Here is a 17,697-nt window from a genome sequence, read left to right as displayed (position 1 = left end):
CGGTAAACATGGAAACATTGATAAAAACCCGTCGCTGAGTGTCTCCATGCCACTCAGCGATCCTCGTCCTCCCAATCCACCGGATGAATCATGAGATAGCTGTCAACTGCAGTACCTACTGTTGGAAAGAACGCCGTTTCGCCAAGCCGCGCGAAAAGCCCGAATCGCTTCAGCTTGTCCTTGACCGGGTCCTTCATCTCGGCCACGCACAGCTTGATACCTGCCGCGTGCAAGGTTTCGTCCAGATCCGCCAGCATGTCGGCGGAGGTCACGTCCACGCTGGTGACGGGTTCCGCCGCAACGACCAACCAGCGCACTGGCGTAGGCGATGCAGCCACTGCGTCGAGCACTCGGTCATGGAACAACTCGGCGTTGGCGAAAAACAACGGCGCATCCCAGCGAAACAGTACGAGGCCGGGTACAAGGCGCGCGTCGGGATAGCGCTTGATGTCGTGATAACCCTTAACGCCATCTGCGCGTCCCAGAACGGCAGAGTAAGGGCGCCAGCCATCCCACAGAAATTCGATGACAGCTATGACAATGGCCAGGCCGATGCCCTCAATCGCACCCAGCACGGCCACGCCGACGGTGCAGACGATTGACAGCCAGAACTCCCAACGCTGGATTCGATAAATGCGTCGCAGGTCGGTGATCTCAATCAGGCCGATGGCGGAGGCGATCACCACCGCAGCCAGTGCGCTGGTGGGTAAATCCTTCAACAGGTCCGGCGCCACCACTAGCAATAAGGCAACAGCAACCGCACCGATGACGCCGGTCAGTTGGGTTTTGGCGCCTGCGGCCTCGGCCACGGGCGTACGTGACGAACTGCTGCAGATCGGAAAACCCTGAAAAAATCCGGCGGCCAGGTTGGTGACGCCCAGGCCCACCATCTCCTGGTTCGGGTCCACATAGGTACGGCTCCGCGCCGCATAGACACGTGAGAGCACGCTGGTATCGGCGAATGAAACCAGGGCAACAGCGAAACCGCCGATCAGGACGGGGACGATGTCGGCCCTGGTGATCCAGGGGATGTCGAACGCAGGCAAGCCTTGTGGAAGAGAGCCGAGGACTGATATTCCAGCGCTCTCTGCAAGGTCCAGCACACCCACGACGATGGTCGCTCCCACCACGGCGATCAGAATGCTCGGTACGCGCTTGTTGCCCTTGAACAGCAGAATCACGGCCAGGGTGGCTGCACCGACCATGAAGGCGGTCCAGTTGGTTTTCCCCTCCATGATCGCTGTAGCGATGGCCCACAGGTTTCTCAACGGGCCGTCGGATTCAATTGAAAAACCGAGAAGTTTGGGCAGTTGGCTGATCAATACTGTCAGCGCGATTCCGTTCATGTACCCGTAGCGGATTGGTTTGGATAGCAGCTCGGTGACAAAACCCAGGCGCGCTATGCCGGCCAGAATGCACACCACTCCCGACACGATCGCCATCATGCCCGCAAGGGCGATGGCACGATGCGGGTCGCCCCCGGACAGCGGCAGGACGACGGCGAGGATGACGGCAGCCAGCGAGGAGTCCGGCCCCAGCACCAGAATTCGGCTGGGTCCGAACAGCGCATAGGCAAGTAGCCCAACGATGGTCGCGTAAAGGCCATAGATGCCGGGTACGCCCGATGCCACTGCGTAGGCGATGCCGACGGGCACCAGCATCGTGGTCAGCACCAGTCCGGCCACGAAGTCGTGCCGCAACCAGGCAATTTTGTATCCACGTAGAGTGCGCAGTCCCGGCAGCCAGCGGCTCCAACTGGTTTTATCGTCGCTGGTTTCCCGATGGGCAATCCGCCCGGGTTCCGGGACGGGAGACGAAGAATCCGAATCGCTCATAGGACTGTGGCCCTTTGGTGTACAGCGCAGATCCGCTTGAACGTGCCGGTCAGAATTTTTCTGGAATTCGCCGCAGCGGATAATTCGGTTCACGATAGCCGCCTGATTTCTGCCGCTTGGGCAAAACCACCTTCTCGCGCGGTACATTCTTGTACGGGATGCGACTGAGCAAATCAGAGATGATGTTGAGGCGGGCCCGCTTCTTGTCGTTCGAGTTGGCCACAAGCCACGGAGCATGGTCGGTGTCGGTCGCCTTGAACATGTCGTCACGTGCGCGCGAGTAGTCATACCAGCGGCTGTATGACTTGAGATCCATTGGCGTCAGTTTCCAGATTTTTCGGCCATCCTTGATCCGCGCCTCGAGCCGGCGGGTTTGCTCCTCTTCGCTGACTTCCAGCCAATACTTGAACAGCATTACACCCGAGTCGACCATCATGCGTTCCATGAGAGGGGCCAGGCTCAGGAAACGGGTCACTTGCTGATCGGTACAAAATCCCATCACACGCTCGACCCCTGCGCGGTTGTACCAACTGCGATCGAAGATCACCACTTCGCCAGCCGCTGGCATGTGCGCCATGTAACGCTGCATATACATCTGGCTCTTCTCGCGCTCGGTCGGTGCCGGCAACGCCACGACCCGAAAGACACGCGGGCTCACCCTCTCGGTGATCGCCTTGATCGTCCCACCCTTGCCGGCGCCGTCACGTCCCTCGAAGACGATACAGATCTTGATGCCCTTTTCTTTCACCCATTCCTGCAACTTGACCAGTTCGACATGCAACCGGCGTAACTGCTCAAGATAGGCTTTGTTCTTCAGTTTCAACGGTTCAGCGGAGTTACTTTTAACAGGGTTTTTCTTCTTGTCCTTTGCCATGACCCAAGCCTCACGTATGCCAGTCGCTGACTATCGATAGATAGACCCTGCAGGTGCAGCTATCAGCCTGCAGATTGAGCATTGCTTCGAGCAAAACTGGCGTCAGTCGTGGACGGCCCCTCTGCTCTTGACGTTCAACTCCATTCCCACCGCGTGAGTCTAGTCCATGAATCAACCCTCTACAGGGTTGCTACAGGCTCCTGGAGCACGCCTCACCCCACGCCCGGTTCAGGGCATTGCACAAAACGGATAGCGATCTGCGCAAAGCGGCTATTGCCCCGTGTCTGGCATCTCTACCCTCGGCTGTACGGACGTTAGCCGCGTTACCGACTCTTAAAAAAACAACAACAAGAGATAGATGCCATGCGCAAGATCAACGTACATGAGGTTATCGACAACGCTCGATTCAACCGCTTTCACTGGATGGTGCTGTTCTGGTGCGCCCTGATCATCATTTTCGACGGATACGATTTGGTGATTTACGGCGTGGTGTTGCCGATGCTGATGAAAGAGTGGGGGCTCAGTCCCTTGCAAGCCGGCGCACTGGGAAGTTATGCACTATTCGGGATGATGTTCGGCGCGCTGTTTTTCGGCCCGTTGTCGGACAAGATCGGCCGCAAGAAAGCCATCACCCTGTGCGTGATGCTCTTCAGCGGTTTTACCGTGCTCAATGGTTTTGCCCGTAACCCCACCGAGTTTGGCCTCTGTCGGTTCATTGCCGGGCTGGGCATTGGCGGGGTGATGCCCAACGTCGTGGCGCTGATGAACGAGTACGCGCCGAAGAAAATCCGCAGCACGCTGGTGGCGATCATGTTCAGCGGCTACTCGGTGGGCGGCATGCTCTCGGCGGGGCTCGGCATTGTGTTGATCCCGAGTTTCGGCTGGCAGTCAGTGTTTTACGTGGCTGTGCTGCCTTTGCTGTTGTTGCCGTTGATTATGTACTTCCTGCCCGAGTCGGTGGGTTTCATGCTGCGTCAGGGGCGCGATGAAGAGGCGCGTAACGTTCTGGAACGGGTTGACCCGGCTTACGTCGCGCTCGCCAGCGACGAGTTGCACATGAGCGAAGTGAAGGGCACCGGCACCCCCGTGTTGCAACTGTTCCGCGAGGGCCGTGCGCTGCGCACGCTGATGCTGTGGCTGGCATTTTTCTGCTGCTTGTTGATGGTCTACGCCTTGAGTTCCTGGCTGCCGAAACTGATGGCCAACGCCGGTTACAGCCTGGGCTCGAGTCTGTCGTTCCTGCTGGTGCTCAACTTCGGTGCCATTTTCGGCGCGGTCGGCGGCGGGGTGCTGGGCGACAAGCTCAACCTGCCGCGCGTGTTGGCGGTGTTTTTCGTCATGGCTGCGGCATCGATCACTTTGCTTGGCTTCAACAGCCCGATGCCGGTGCTGTACCTGCTGATTGCCCTTGCCGGCGCCACCACCATCGGCTCGCAGATTCTGCTGTACGCCTGCGCCGCGCAGTTCTACTCCATGACCATTCGCTCTACCGGTTTGGGCTGGGCGTCAGGCATCGGCCGCAACGGCGCGATCGTCGGCCCATTGCTGGGCGGTGCCTTGCTGGGGATCAGCCTGCCGCTGCAACTGAACTTCATGGCGTTTGCCTTGCCCGGTGCGGTGGCCGCCCTCGCCATGACGGTGTTCGCCATCAGCAGCCAGCGCAGTGCCAAGCAAACACTACCGGGCCTGCACCACGTATCGCCTGATGAGGCTGTCGGCGAGGTTTCATGAAAGCGTTATTCCAGGACTTTTCCCTGTCGGCTGCCGTCGCCGGATTTATCGCCACGGTGATTTCCTACGCAGGCCCGTTGGTGATCATCTTTCAGGCCGCCGAGAGCGCGCACCTCTCGCGGGACGTGTTGTCGTCCTGGGTCTGGGCGATTTCCATCGGCAGCGCCGTGCTCGGCATCGGTTTGAGCTTGCGTTACCGAGTTCCGGTGATCATCGCGTGGTCGGCACCGGGCTCGGCATTGCTGGTGGCCCTGTTGCCGGGAATCTCCATGCCGGAGGCGGTGGGCGCCTATCTGGTCAGCAGCCTGATTATTTTCCTGGTCGGCGTGTCGGGGGCGTTTGACCGGATCATCGGCAAACTGCCCGCAGCGATTGCGGCGGCGATGCTGGCGGGGATTCTGTTCAGCTTCGGCACCGGCTTGTTCGTTTCGTTGCAAGGCAAGCCGCTGCTGGTGCTGGCAATGTTTGCCACGTACCTGATCGGCAAGCGGGTGATGCCGCGTTATGCGGTGTTGATGGTGTTGCTGGTGGGCTGTTCGATTGCGTTTCTCGCCGGTGATTTGCACCGCGAAGCACTGGTGATCGGCCTGGCCACGCCGGTATGGATCACCCCCGTGTTCAGCCTGAGCGCGATCCTGAATGTCGCCTTGCCGCTGGTGATGGTGGCGCTGACCGGCCAGTTTGTTCCCGGCATGGCAGTGCTGCGTGCCAGCGGCTACACAACGCCGGCCGGCCCGATTATCGCCAGCAGCGCGTTGGGCACTGCGCTGTTGGCACCGTTTGGTTGTCACGGGTTGAATCTGGCGGCGATTACCGCGGCCATTTGTACCGGTCGCGAGGCCCATGAAAATCCTCGCAAACGCTATGTGGCCGGGGTCGTGGGCGGGCTGTGTTACCTGGTGCTGGGGATCTTCGGTGCCACGCTGGTTTCGTTGTTTTCGGCGTTCCCCAAGGAACTGATCGCGGCCCTGGCCGGGCTGGCGCTGTTTGCGGCGATAGCCGGGGCGTTGGCCGGCGCAATGGCGGTGCCGAGTGATCGCGAAGCCGCGCTGGTGACCTTTCTCACCACCGCCTCGGGCATGTCGCTGTTTGGTTTGTCCGCCGCTTTTTGGGGATTGATTTTCGGCATGGTCACGCACGTGCTGTTGAGTGCCCGGCGTCCTGCGCCTCAGGCCACGCCTGCACAGGAGGTGGCGCGCTGACCTCGTCGGCGATCGACCCCCCGATCCTTATCCGTTTTCCCCATCCCCCCGCTGCGGGTGGAGCACTACAACCTGTCGATCAATAACAATAAGAGAACAGCGATGAAACAGATTTTTCCAGCAACCGGTTCAGTGTTGTCCCTGGCGGTCGTCTTGGTTTTTTCCAGTGGCGTGATGGCTGCCGAGGGCGGCTTCATCGAAGACACCACGGCCACCTTGCAGGCGCGTAACTACTACTTCAGTCGGGACTTCTCGGACATCGTCGGCGCCAATCAACAGTCAAAGGCCGAAGAGTGGGCGCAGGGCTTCATCCTCAACGTCAAATCCGGCTATACCCAGGGCCCGGTCGGTTTTGGTGTGGATGTTATCGGGCTGCTCGGCCTCAAACTCGACAGCAGCCCGGACCGGGTCAATACCGGTTTGCTGCCGGTGCACGATGATGGTCGCGCGGCAAATGATTACAGCCGTCTGGAGGGGGCGCTGAAGATGCGTTACTCCAAGACCGAGTTGAAAGTGGGGGAGTTGCAACCCAACCTGCCGGTGCTGGCCTTCAGCGATATCCGTCTGCTGCCGCCTAGTTATCAGGGCGCAAGCATCAGCTCCAATGAGATCGATGGCCTGACCTTGCAGGGCGGCCACTTGAATTCCACCAGCCTGCGCAACGAGGCTGGCGACGAAAAGATGCAAGCCATGCTCGGTCATGTACCGCAGCGACAGGTCAGCAGCGATGGTTTCAACTATGCCGGCGCCGATTATGCCTTCAATGACAAACGCAGCTCGGTCAGCGTCTGGTTCGGGCAACTGGAAGATATCTACAACCAGCGCTTCCTCGGTCTCAAGCACAGCGAGCCGTTGGGCGACTGGATTCTGGGCGCCAATCTCGGCTATTACGATTCGCGTGAAGACGGCAAAAAGTTGCTGGGCAAGATCGACAACCAGGCGTTCTTCTCGTTGCTGTCGGCCAAGCGGGGAGGGCACACGTTTTATGTCGGCTATCAGGGTATGTTCGGTGACAGCGCCTTCCCGCGAGTCTTTGCCAACATCTCGCCACTGGGCAACGAAGTGCCGACCTACGAGTTCGCCTACACCGACGAGCGCTCCTGGCAGGTCCGTTACGACTACGACTTCGCCGCCCTCGGCATGCCCGGCCTGACCAGCACCGTGCGCTACATCACCGGCAATAACGTCGACACCGGCAAGGGCTTTGAAGGCAAGGACCGCGAGCGCGATCTGGATATCGGCTATGTGCTGCAGAGCGGCAGCCTCAAAGGCCTCGGCATCCGTGTTCGCAATGTGATGGCGCGCTCCAACTACCGCAGCGATATCGACGAAAACCGCCTGATCCTCAGCTACACCTGGAAGCTGTTATGAGCCTCGTCAGCCCGGGCAAGACCTCTCAGTGCAACGTCACCGAATCAATGGTCAAGGCGTCGGAGGCCGGCATGGGGATCAGCCTGATTCCGTTCTATACCGCGACACGACCCTTGAGCGACGGCACGTTACTGCGCTTGCTGCCGGCCTCTCGTTTACGTCATCCCCAGCGAGTTCGGCAGAGCCAGAGAAATCCACGGTACATAGGTAATCAATACCAGGAACAGGAGCAGGATTATCAGCCAAGGCATTGCTGCTCGGATGGTGGCGGTCAGCGACATGCCGGTCACCGCCGAGGTGACGAACAGGTTCAGACCTACGGGCGGCGTAATCAGTCCGATCTCCAGGTTCACCACCATGATGATCCCCAAATGAATCGGGTCGATTCCCAACTTCGTGGCAATCGGGAACAGGATCGGCGCCAGGATCAGGATGATTGCCGAGGGTTCCATGAACGCCCCTGCCACCAATAGCACGATGTTCACCACGAGCAGGAATGTCACCGGTGTCAGGCCCGCGCCGATGACCCAGGCGGTGATTTGTTGGGGCAATTGCTCGGTGGTCAGTACATGAGCGAAGAGCATGGCATTGGCGATGATAAACATCAGCATGATGCTCAGCTTGGCGGATTCGAGCAGCACCTTCGGCGTTTCACGGAATGACATGTCCTTGTAGACGAACAGCGCAACGAATGCCGCGTAGACCGCTGCCACGGCCGCCGCCTCGGTCGGGGTGAACATTCCGCTGTAGATGCCGCCCAGGATGATAACCATCAGCAACAGGCCCCAAATGGCCTTGCGTGCCGCACTCAACCATTCACGAACGGTCGCCCGTGGCATGGCGGGCAGGTTTTTCCTGACGGCGACGACGTAGATGGCCACCATCAGCGCTGTACCCAGCAGCAGGCCGGGCACCACGCCGGCCATGAACAACTTGCCGACCGAGGTTTCCGTCGCCGCGGCATACACCACCATCACGATGGAAGGGGGAATAAGAATCCCCAGGGTGCCGGCATTGCACACAATCCCGGCACCGAACGCCTGTGGATAACCGGAGCGGACCATCCCCGCGATGGCGATGGAGCCCACGGCGGCTACCGTCGCGGGGCTTGAGCCGGACAGCGCGGCGAACAGCATGCACGCCAGCACCGCCGCGATGGCCAGGCCGCCGCGAATATGGCCCACGCACGCGTTGGCAAAGTCGATCAAGCGCCGCGCCACACCGCCTGTGGTCATGAAGGCGCCGGCCAGCAAAAAGAACGGGATGGCCAGCAATGTGTAGTGTTCGGAGGTCTCGAACAGCTTGATGGCCAGTGAACGCACGGAGTCAGGGCTGAAAAAGATGATCGTCAGCGAACCGGCCAGGCCAAGTGAAATGGCGATCGGTACGCCGATAAACATCAGCGCGAACAGGGCCGCAAAGAGGAAGAGAATAGTCATTTCTTGTCATCCTCATGCTCGGTCAGTTTCATCACCTCCGCGGCCTCGTCGGCCAGGCCCAGGCCCGTTTGACGGTTTTGCACAATGCGCACCAGGATCTCGGCAAAGCGGATGAACACCAAGGCAAAACCCACCGGCACAATCAGCCCGATGTGCCATTGCATGATGCCGTAGTGACCGAGGTCCTCGGCACCGATACCGGCGATGAACAGCGTTTGAATCCATTCGAAACTGGCGACGCTGAGCAGGCCCGCATAGGCCAGACTGCAGAGGCAGGCAATGATGCCAATGATTCGCTGAACCGGTTTGCTGGCCAGTTTTACCAAGGCATCGACACCGATATGCCCGGCTGTGCGCACGCCATAGGACAAGCCGAAAAAGATCAGCCAGGCGAACAAGGCTTTGGTCAGCGATATGCTCCACGTCATGGCCTGGGCCATCCCCATGATGCTGTCGCCAACGGCGAACAAGGGTTCACTGGCGCTCTGCCACTGCTCGGCGAGGCTATAGAAAACGCTATAGAGGTTGTTAAGGATGACGTAAACGAACGTGACCAGCGTCATTGCCGCCAGCAGGAAGACAATAAAACCTTCTTCGAAGTGATCCCAGATTCGCCGTAAGGCATTCATGAGTGGCATCTCCCGATCGAGTGACGACGATGAAACAGGGGCCACCCTTTCGGGTGGCGCCCGCCGGCAGATTACTGAGCCTGGTTGGCAGCTTCGGCGGCCTTGATCAGGTCGGCACCGATATCACCTTCGAACTTCTTCCAGACCGGTTTCATTGCTTCGCGCCACTTGCCACGTTGCTCCGGGGTCAGGGTGATGATTTCAGTGGTTTTGGCGTTGATGATGCTTTGTTTGGCATCCTGGTTCAGTTTCTCCGCATCCTTGTTCACCTGAGTGGTGACCTCGACGATGATCTTGTCCAGTTCGGTTTTTATATCCGGTGGCAGGCCAGTCCAGAACTTGGTGTTGGTGATCAACATGTAGTCCAGCAAGCCATGGTCGGACTCAGTGATGAACTTCTGCACTTCGTGCATTTTCTGGCTGTAGATGTTCGAGTAAGGGTTTTCCGCGCCATTGACGACGCCGGTCTGCAAGCCCTGATACACCTCGGCGAAGCTCATCTTGCGAGGGTTGGCGCGTACCGCCTTGAATTGCTCTTCGAGCACGGCCGAAGCCTGCACGCGGAATTTCAACCCGCGGGCATCGCCCGGTTCTCGCAGCGCCTTGTTGGCGGACAACTGCTTCATGCCGTTATGCCAATAGGCCAGACCGGTGATGTTTTTGCTTTCCATGGCCTTGAGCAGCCCCTGGCCGTCTGGGCTGCGCTGGAAGCGGTCAACTGCCGAGATGTCGTTGAACAGGAACGGCAGATCGAACAATTGCAGCTTGGGTGTGTATTGCTCGAACTTGGCCAGCGACGGCGCAATCATCTGCACATCGCCCGACAGCAGCGCCTCCATTTCCTTGCCGTCACCAAACAGCGAAGAGTTTGGATAAACCTCTACCTTGACCTTGCCGGGCAGACGTTCTTCGACGAGTTTCTTGAACAGCAGGGCGCCTTGGCCTTTAGGCGTTTGTTCGGCGACCACGTGAGAAAACTTGATAACGACTGGATCAGCCGCCAGCGTCAGGCCCGACACACCCAGGGCGAGTGTGCAGACGGCTGCGCTCCACAATGATTTGAGCATTTAGTTGTTCCTCTTGTTTTAGTTCTCGTGCCGTTCATGTCTGAAACGCGTTTGCACGGTGGACAAGAGGAGTCTAGGCAATAAATCACCATTGGTCGTTGCAACTAGTATTTCCAGAAAACCGGGATGAACAGCACCAGAACGGTGAGGATCTCCAGCCGTCCCAGCAGCATGCCAATGGTCAGCAGCCATTTGGCGGCATCGGGCAGTGTCGAGAAGTTACCTGCCGGGCCAATGATCGAACCAAGGCCAGGCCCCACGTTGCAGACGGCAGTGGCCGCGCCACTCAATGCCGTGGTCCAGTCCAGGCCGATGATCGCCAGCCCCATGGCGATCGCCCCGATGGTGATGGTGAAAAAGAATGAGAACGTCAGGAGCGAACGGGCGATATCCTCATCAATGGGATGGTTGTTGTATTTTTTACTGATGACGGCTCGAGGATGGATCAATTGTTTCAGACTGCCCATGAGCAATGCGCCAGCCACTTGAAAGCGGAAGATTTTAAGGCCGCCAGCGGTGGAACCGGAGCAGCCGCCGACAAAGGTCAGATAAAAGAACAGCAACACGGAGAAACTGCCCCACAGCGTGTAATCACCCAACGCCACGCCGGTCGTCGTGACCACTGACGTCACGTTAACGGCGACAATCCGAAACGCTTCCCACCAGCTGTACTCGCTGTGTAAACACAACCAGGTGCCGAACAGCAGCCAGGTGATGATCAAAAAGCCAATGAAGCCGCGTACCTGATGATCGTTGAACAAGGCCCGTTTATTCCCGCGCAACAGGCTCACGTACAGCGTAAAAGGCAGGCTACCCAGAATCATGATAACCACGGCCACCCAATGAATGGCCGGTTGAGTCCAGTGCGCCAGAGACGAATCGGAGGTGGAAAAACCTCCCGTGGAAATCAACGACATTGCATGGTTGATGGCTTCGAACGGGGTCATCCCTGTTATCCACAGCGCCAGCGTGGAAACAGCGGTCAGCCCGATATACAAGCCCAGAATGTATTTGGCGGCGACGTGGGAGCGTGGTGTGACCTTCTCCGACCAGTCGGATGATTCAGTCTGAAACAGCCGCATACCCCCGACCCGCAATAGCGGCAGGATGGCCACGGCCATGCCGATGAAGCCGATCCCTCCCAGCCAATGCAGCATTGAACGCCAGATCAGCAATCCGGGCGAGGCAGTGTCCAGACCGGTCAGGATGGTCGATCCGGTGGTGGTGATGCCGGACATCGTTTCAAAAAACGCGTCGGTGTAGCTGATGTGCTGGATCAGAACCATGGGTAATGCGGCGAACATGCAGACGACTACCCAACTGGCGGTCGTCAGCATGTACATATCGCGGGGACGCAACTGAGCGTCTTCAGGACGTCCCTTGTTGATCAACAGCAGCCCGGACACCGCAGTGATCAGGCTCGACCACAGAAAGGCCGACATATCATCGTTGCGTTCATAGATCACCAGCGTGAGCATCGGTATCGACATGCTCACCGCCAGCGTGATCAAAAAAATACCCAGGATGAAACCAATAAGTCGCAGTGCCGCAATGGACATAAAAAACGCCTGTCTTGTTAGCGCCGCGCAGTATCGATCGGCTTGTCGTTTTGTCTCGTAAAGTTTGCGTAACTTTTTTCGATCCCTCGGATTCTCGATTCGCCAGGGTAGACGCGCGATTCGGCCAGTCAGAAACGCCGGTATAGACTGAGAGCTATCACGACGGGAGAGACGCGTGAAATATAGAACAGTGTTGCTGCTCAGTCTTGCGCTTATGCGGGCCCAGGCGCCGGAAAAGGCTTGCCCATGATTGGCGCTGAACTGCTGTCACCGCAAAGCCTTACAGTTGGCTGGCTGATTTACGCGCCGGTAGTGATCTGGGCTGTCTGTCGAGCGCCCTGGGTCGAACTGTTCAGCGATAGCCGCCGTCAGCATCTCTTGTTCGGCACGGTGTTCGCGCTGTTCATGCTCTGGCTGGTGCGACGGGACTTTGATACGGGCGTGTCCTATCACTTCATCGGCATGACGGCGGTGACGTTACTGCTGGATTGGCCGTTGGCGATTGTCGGCGGGTTGGTCGCGCAAGCAGGATTGGTGCTGCTCGGGCGGCAGGACATGGCGGCCATGGGGGTAAACGGCGCGCTGCTGATTCTGCTGCCGGTGCTGGTCACTGAGTGCTGCGCAATCCTGGTCGAGCGCGCGCAGCCGCGTAATCCCTTTGTGTATATCTTCTGTTCCGGTTTTTTTGCCGCTGCGTTGTCGGCCCTGTTGTGCCTGATTCTGGCGCTCACATTGCTGTGGTACGACGAACGTTTCGCCATGCCGTATTGGCTGGAAGATTTTGTCGGTTACCTGTGGCTGCTGATTTTCCCCGAAGCGTTTATCAACGGCATGGTGGTCAGCGCATTGGTGGTGTTCTGCCCCGAATGGCTGGAGACGTTCAATCGCACCCGCTACCTTTCGGCGCCCTGGAAAGATGACGATCCCAAATCTTGATCCACATCAAATCCAAAAATCGTTGACGAATCCATGCTCCGGAAAACCTTCAGGAGCATTGAAATGAGTGTCTACGAGTGGGCCCGGCAGGAGTTGCGTCAGAGTCTGGATGTGGCGCAAGAGGTGGGTTTCGATCCGGGATTGAGCCTGCGCGCCTTGCTCAGTGCGGTGGTGCAGCAGAGCAAGGCGGTACGCAATATCGAAGACCTGGCCGATGAGTTGCGGTTTCTCGCCGAAAACCTCGACGAAGGCCAGGACTATGGCTTTATGCGGCCCTGAGGGTCGGGATCAGTGACGCGGGTCGAAGTCTTCGCTGAACATTTCGTCTTCGGCATCCGGGCTCACCGGGATCTTGTGTTCTTCCGACGCCCAGGCGCCCAGGTCGATCAGTTTGCAACGGTCTGAACAAAATGGCCGGAACTTGTTCTCGGGGCTCCATTCGACAGGGGCGCCACAGGTTGGGCAATCGACGGTTGGGGTTTGGCTCATGACTGGCCTCCACGCAAAGTAAGGTAAAAGTGATGCAGGCGTTCGACCTCGCTGTGCAGCCAGGCGAGGTCGCGGTCGTTGACCACCACATCGTCGGCATGGCTCACGCGTTCCTGTCGGCTGGACTGGGCCTTGAGGATCGCCTGGACCTGCTGTTCGCTGGTCTGGTCACGCTGCAGGGTGCGTTCGATCTGTAACTGTTCCGGGGCATCGATCACCAGGACCCGTTGGGTCATGGCGTACTGCCCGGACTCGATCAGCAGCGGCGAAACCAGAATCGCGTAAGACGATTGTGCCTTGGCCAGATGGTGGGCGATCTCCTCGGCGATCAGCGGATGCAGCAGTGCTTCGAGCCAGCGGCGTTCATCCGGCACTTCGAAGATCAGCTTGCGCAGCGCCGCGCGATCCAGTTGGCCGTCGGCTTGCAGCACGCCGGGGCCAAAGTGCTCGGCGATCTTCGCCAGTGCCGGGCGACCGGGTTCGACTACCCAGCGAGCCGCGTGATCGGCGTCCACCACGTGCACGCCCAGGTCGATGAAGTGCTGGGCGGCCGCGCTTTTGCCGCTGCCGATGCCGCCGGTCAGGCCGAGAATCCAGGGTTTTTCCACAGGGGTATTCATTTCAAACCGACAAACTGCCAATAGAAGCCGGTTATTTGACCACCCCAGAGCAAGGCAATCCAGCCGGCAATGGCCAGATAGGGGCCAAAGGGCAGCGGCGTCGAGGTTTTTGCGTCCCGCAGGCGCAGCAAAATCACCCCGATGATGGCGCCCAGCAGCGATGACAGCAGGATGGTCAGCGGCAGGACCTGCCAACCGCCCCAGGCGCCGAGCATCGCCAAGAGCTTGAAGTCGCCGTAGCCGATGCCGTCCTTGCCGGTGATCAACTTGAACAGCCAGAACACCGTCCACAGCGCCATGTAGCCGGCCACCGCGCCCCAGAGCGCGTCATGCAGAGACACGAAGAGCCCGAAACTGTTGACGATCAACCCCAGCCATATCAACGGCAGCACCAGCACGTCCGGCAACAGCTGGTGTTCGGCGTCGATCAGGCTCATCGCCAGCAGGCCCCAGCTCAGGACCAGCACCATGCAGGCCTGCCAACCGAAGCCGAAATGCCAGGCGACGAACGCCGACAGCACGCCGCAGGCCAGTTCGGTCAGCGGGTAACGTTTACTGATCGGCGTCGCACAGTTCGAGCAGCGCCCCCGTAAAAACAGATAACTGAGCACGGGAATGTTTTCCCATGCTCGAATCCGATGGCCACAGTCGGGGCACTCGGAGTGAGGCAGTATCAGGTTGTAAGCCGGGCCGGGGGCTTCGGGTGGCAAGTCCAGGACGTCATGGGCCTGCAAGCGCCATTCACGCTCAAGCATTTTCGGCAGGCGCCAGACCACCACGTTGAGAAAACTGCCGATCAGCAAACCGATCACCAATGCGGTGATCGTGAAGGCCAGCGGGTTGAGACTCAGAAATTCGTTCAAGGACATATCAGATCGCTGAGCCAAGTTGGAAGATGGGCAGGTACATCGCAACCACGAGGCCGCCGACGATAACCCCCAGCACCACCATGATGAAAGGCTCCATCAGACTGGTCAGGTTATCGACCATGTTATCCACTTCGTCCTCATAGAAACTTGCGACCTTGTCGAGCATGTCGTCCAGTGCGCCGGACTCTTCGCCGATGGCCGTCATCTGGATCGCCATGTTCGGAAAGATGCCGGAGGTGCGCATGGCAAAATTCAGCTGCATGCCAGTTGAAACGTCCTGCTTGATGCGTAACACCGCTCGCTTGAACACGATGTTGCCAGTCGCGCCCGCCACTGACTCCAGGGCTTCGACCAGTGGCACCCCAGCGGCAAACGTCGTCGACAAGGTGCGGGCGTAACGGGCCACGGCGGACTTGTACATGAGCGCGCCAACCAACGGCAGTTTCAGCAGCCAGGTGTCCATCCGGTCCCGAAAGCCCGGGGACTTTTTAAAGGCATGGCGGACGCCGAAGACCAGCGCACCCAGCATGCCGAGCACCATCCACCACCAGGCCTGCAGGAACTCCGACAAACCGATGACCATCACGGTGAACGCCGGCAGCTCGGCGCCAAACCCCGAGAACACTGACTCGAATTGCGGCACAACCTTGACCAGCAGGATCCCGGTCACAATGATCGCGACGAACACCACCGCCAGCGGGTAAGTCATGGCTTTCTTGATCTTGGCCTTGAGGCTTTCGCTCTTTTCCTTATAGGTCGCCACCCGTTCCAGCAGGGTATCCAGGGCGCCAGCCTGCTCGCCGGCATCCACCAGGTTGCAGTACAGCTCATCGAAATACTGGGGCTTTTTGCGCAGGGCCGCGGCGAAGCTGTTACCGGCCGCGACTTCCTGTTTCACCTCGTCCACCAGCTTGCGCATGTTCGGGTTATCGAAGCCCTCGCCGATAATGTCGAACGATTGCAGCAGCGGTACGCCGGCTTTCATCATGGTCGCCATCTGCCGGGTAAACAGGGCAATGTCCAGGGGCTTGATGCGTTTTCCGGCACTGAAAATGGACGCGGTTTTTTTCCGCACCTTGCCCGGGTTGATCCCTTGCTTGCGTAACTGGGCCTTGATCAGCGCGGGATTCTGGCCGGTCAACTCGCCGGTCATTTTTGTGCCTTTCTTGTCTGTGCCTTCCCAGGCATACACGCTGATTTTCGCTGCTTTGACCGCCATGTTCAGTCCTTCGTGACCCGATTGATTTCTTCAAGGCTGGTGATGCCTTGCATGGCCTTGAGCAGGCCCGAAGTACGCAGGTCGTTGAAGCCGTCCTTACGCATCTGGATGTCGATTTCCAGTGAATTGCCTTCGGCCATGATCAGCCGTTGCAGGTCTGGGGTGTTCTTTACCACTTCATAAATCCCTACTCGCCCTTTGTAACCGCTGTTGCACTGATCGCAACCGACCGGTTCATAGATCGTGAACGAGCCGATGCGTTCCTCGGGAAAGCCTTCTTTGAGCAGTGCCTCGCGGGGAATCTCGATAGGCTTTTTGCAATGACTGCACAGTTTTCGCGCCAGGCGCTGGGCGATGATCAGGCTGACAGAGGTCGCGATGTTGAACCCCTGAATCCCCATGTTGTGCAGGCGGGTCAGGGTTTGCGCGGCGCTGTTGGTGTGCAGGGTGGAAAGCACCATGTGCCCGGTCTGGGCAGCCTTGATGGCGATTTCAGCGGTTTCGAGGTCGCGGATTTCACCGACCATGATCACGTCCGGGTCCTGACGCAGAAACGAGCGTAGCGCCTGGGCGAAATCCAGTCCCTGCCTCGGGTTCACGTTGACCTGGTTGATGCCTTCCATGTTGATTTCTACCGGGTCTTCGGCAGTGGAAATATTGATGTCGACGGTGTTGAGAATGTTCAGCCCGGTATAGAGCGACACGGTCTTGCCTGAGCCGGTGGGACCAGTCACCAGGATCATCCCCTGTGGCTGCTTGAGGGCGGCCATGTACAGGTCTTTCTGATCGGGTTCGTAGCCGAGGGCATCGATGCCCATATGGGCACTGGAGGGGTCGAGGATCCGGATCACCACTTTCTCGCCCCACAAGGTGGGCAGTGTGTTGACCCGGAAGTCGATGGACTTGCTTTTGGACAGGCGCATCTTGATTCGCCCGTCCTGGGGTTTGCGCCGCTCGGAAATGTCGAGACTGGCCATGACCTTCAGCCGGGAAGCAATGCGGTTGGCCAGTTGTGTCGGCGGCCTGGCGACCTCCCGCAGCATGCCATCGGTGCGCATGCGCACGCGGTAGATTTTTTCATAGGGTTCGAAATGCAGGTCGGAAGAACCGCTCTTGATCGCGTCGAGCAGCATCTTGTGGACGAAGCGCACCACGGGGGCATCATCGGCATCTTGCCCTACGATTGAATCCTGTTTCTGGTCATCGACCGACTCAATGTCCAGCCCGTCGAGATCGACATCGGCCATGTCTTCCAGACCGGTGGAGTGGTTGTCGAAGAATTTTTCGATGGCGTCGCTGAGCTTGTCTTCCTCCACCAGAATGGCTTCGGTGCTCAGCCCGGTGCTGAACTGGATGTCATTGATGGCTTGGTGATTGGTCGGGTCGGAAATCCCCACGAACAGCTTGTTACCACGCCGCCAGAGGGGCAGGGCGTGGTGCTGGCGGATCAGTTTCTCACTGACCAGCCCTCGGGGTTGAGTGTCTTTGTCCAGGCAGTTGAGGTCCAGCAGGGCCATGCCGAAATGCTCCGAGGCCACCTCGGCGACCTGTAAGCTTTTCAGCAGTTTGTTTTGCACCAGATAGCTGACCAGCGAAATGCGATTGCGTTGGGCTTGTTGATACGCCTGTTGCGCACTTTGATCAGTGATCAGCTCGGCCAGTACCAATTGCTTGGCCAGACCGCTAAGGGCAATGTCATTCATTGGGATACCGGACGCAGACAGTTAATGACTTATAGCCTAGTCAAGCAGTGGAACCAAACCAGCCGGGGTGAGGTGACAAAAAGTGTCAGATAGTGCGGATCCTTGGAGTAGGAAAGGTCTTTGCCGCGATCTCGTGCCTAGCAGACAGGGGCGC

16 protein-coding genes and 1 pseudogene are annotated in these 17,697 nt (G+C 58.6%); 6 read left to right on the top strand and 11 right to left on the bottom strand.

Going from position 1 to position 17,697, the window contains the following annotated elements:
• Positions 1-53 precede the first annotated feature (53 nt).
• The gene (locus tag PSH97_RS23840; protein WP_305449861.1) at positions 54-1,835 is read right to left on the bottom strand and encodes a SulP family inorganic anion transporter; all 1,782 of its coding nucleotides are present in this window, start codon (positions 1,833-1,835) and stop codon (positions 54-56) included.
• Between the two features lie 49 nt (positions 1,836-1,884).
• Positions 1,885-2,709 (bottom strand): polyphosphate kinase 2, encoded by an 825-nt coding sequence (ppk2, locus tag PSH97_RS23835; RefSeq protein ID WP_305446939.1) that lies wholly within the window; start codon positions 2,707-2,709, stop codon positions 1,885-1,887.
• A gap of 363 nt (positions 2,710-3,072) precedes the next feature.
• Between ppk2 and PSH97_RS23830 the strand changes: the two genes are divergently transcribed.
• From PSH97_RS23830 to PSH97_RS28480, 4 genes and pseudogenes are all read left to right on the top strand, one after another.
• Positions 3,073-4,440 (top strand): MFS transporter, encoded by a 1,368-nt coding sequence (locus PSH97_RS23830; RefSeq protein WP_305446938.1) that lies wholly within the window; start codon positions 3,073-3,075, stop codon positions 4,438-4,440.
• Positions 4,437-5,642: a benzoate/H(+) symporter BenE family transporter gene (locus PSH97_RS23825; protein ID WP_305446937.1), complete on the top strand. Its 1,206-nt coding sequence runs from the start codon at positions 4,437-4,439 to the stop codon at positions 5,640-5,642. The genes PSH97_RS23830 and PSH97_RS23825 overlap by 4 nt, the downstream gene beginning before the upstream one ends.
• A 102-nt stretch (positions 5,643-5,744) precedes the next feature.
• Entirely contained in the window at positions 5,745-7,013 is a 1,269-nt protein-coding gene (locus PSH97_RS23820; RefSeq protein ID WP_305446936.1) for an OprD family porin, read from the top strand.
• 5 nt (positions 7,014-7,018) lie between these two features.
• Positions 7,019-7,174 (top strand): annotated as a pseudogene (locus PSH97_RS28480) (LysR family transcriptional regulator); the annotation flags it as partial.
• Here PSH97_RS28480 and dctM read toward each other — a convergent pair.
• The 4 genes from dctM to PSH97_RS23800 all read right to left on the bottom strand — a co-directional run bounded on the left by dctM (position 7,169) and on the right by PSH97_RS23800 (position 11,707).
• On the bottom strand, positions 7,169-8,452 hold the full coding sequence (gene dctM / locus PSH97_RS23815; protein ID WP_305446935.1) for a C4-dicarboxylate TRAP transporter large permease protein DctM: 1,284 nt from the start codon (positions 8,450-8,452) through the stop codon (positions 7,169-7,171). The pseudogene PSH97_RS28480 and the gene dctM overlap by 6 nt on opposite strands.
• Positions 8,449-9,081, bottom strand: a complete 633-nt coding sequence (locus tag PSH97_RS23810) for a TRAP transporter small permease (protein WP_305446934.1) — start codon at positions 9,079-9,081, stop codon at positions 8,449-8,451. The genes dctM and PSH97_RS23810 overlap by 4 nt, the downstream gene beginning before the upstream one ends.
• 71 nt (positions 9,082-9,152) lie before the next feature.
• A complete protein-coding gene (dctP, locus tag PSH97_RS23805; protein ID WP_305446933.1) occupies positions 9,153-10,148 on the bottom strand; it encodes a C4-dicarboxylate TRAP substrate-binding protein DctP in 996 nt (331 codons plus the stop codon).
• A 104-nt stretch (positions 10,149-10,252) separates the two neighbouring features.
• The gene (locus tag PSH97_RS23800) at positions 10,253-11,707 is read right to left on the bottom strand and encodes a TrkH family potassium uptake protein (protein ID WP_305446932.1); all 1,455 of its coding nucleotides are present in this window, start codon (positions 11,705-11,707) and stop codon (positions 10,253-10,255) included.
• A gap of 246 nt (positions 11,708-11,953) precedes the next feature.
• Between PSH97_RS23800 and PSH97_RS23795 the strand changes: the two genes are divergently transcribed.
• Entirely contained in the window at positions 11,954-12,643 is a 690-nt protein-coding gene (locus tag PSH97_RS23795) for an energy-coupling factor ABC transporter permease (RefSeq protein WP_305446931.1), read from the top strand.
• A gap of 63 nt (positions 12,644-12,706) precedes the next feature.
• The gene (locus tag PSH97_RS23790; RefSeq protein WP_007938959.1) at positions 12,707-12,922 is read left to right on the top strand and encodes a hypothetical protein; all 216 of its coding nucleotides are present in this window, start codon (positions 12,707-12,709) and stop codon (positions 12,920-12,922) included.
• Between the two features lie 9 nt (positions 12,923-12,931).
• On the opposite strand, the gene yacG is transcribed toward PSH97_RS23790, so the two are convergent.
• Genes yacG through pilB form a run of 5 tightly spaced genes read right to left on the bottom strand, consistent with a single transcriptional unit; the run spans position 12,932 to position 17,543 of the window.
• On the bottom strand, positions 12,932-13,132 hold the full coding sequence (gene yacG / locus PSH97_RS23785) for a DNA gyrase inhibitor YacG (RefSeq protein WP_077750267.1): 201 nt from the start codon (positions 13,130-13,132) through the stop codon (positions 12,932-12,934).
• Complete coding sequence (gene coaE / locus PSH97_RS23780) at positions 13,129-13,752, bottom strand: dephospho-CoA kinase (RefSeq protein WP_305446930.1); 624 nt, start codon at positions 13,750-13,752, stop codon at positions 13,129-13,131. The genes yacG and coaE overlap by 4 nt, the downstream gene beginning before the upstream one ends.
• Positions 13,749-14,621 (bottom strand): prepilin peptidase, encoded by an 873-nt coding sequence (locus PSH97_RS23775; RefSeq protein WP_305446929.1) that lies wholly within the window; start codon positions 14,619-14,621, stop codon positions 13,749-13,751. Before PSH97_RS23775 ends, coaE begins: the two co-directional genes overlap by 4 nt.
• A gap of 1 nt (position 14,622) precedes the next feature.
• Positions 14,623-15,840 (bottom strand): type II secretion system F family protein, encoded by a 1,218-nt coding sequence (locus tag PSH97_RS23770; RefSeq protein ID WP_305446928.1) that lies wholly within the window; start codon positions 15,838-15,840, stop codon positions 14,623-14,625.
• Between the two features lie 2 nt (positions 15,841-15,842).
• Complete coding sequence (pilB, locus tag PSH97_RS23765) at positions 15,843-17,543, bottom strand: type IV-A pilus assembly ATPase PilB (RefSeq protein WP_305446927.1); 1,701 nt, start codon at positions 17,541-17,543, stop codon at positions 15,843-15,845.
• Positions 17,544-17,697: the final 154 nt, after the last annotated feature.

This window comes from Pseudomonas cucumis (genome assembly GCF_030687935.1).
Classification (GTDB): domain Bacteria; phylum Pseudomonadota; class Gammaproteobacteria; order Pseudomonadales; family Pseudomonadaceae; genus Aquipseudomonas; species Aquipseudomonas cucumis.
This window is presented reverse-complemented; position numbering and strand designations above follow the sequence as displayed.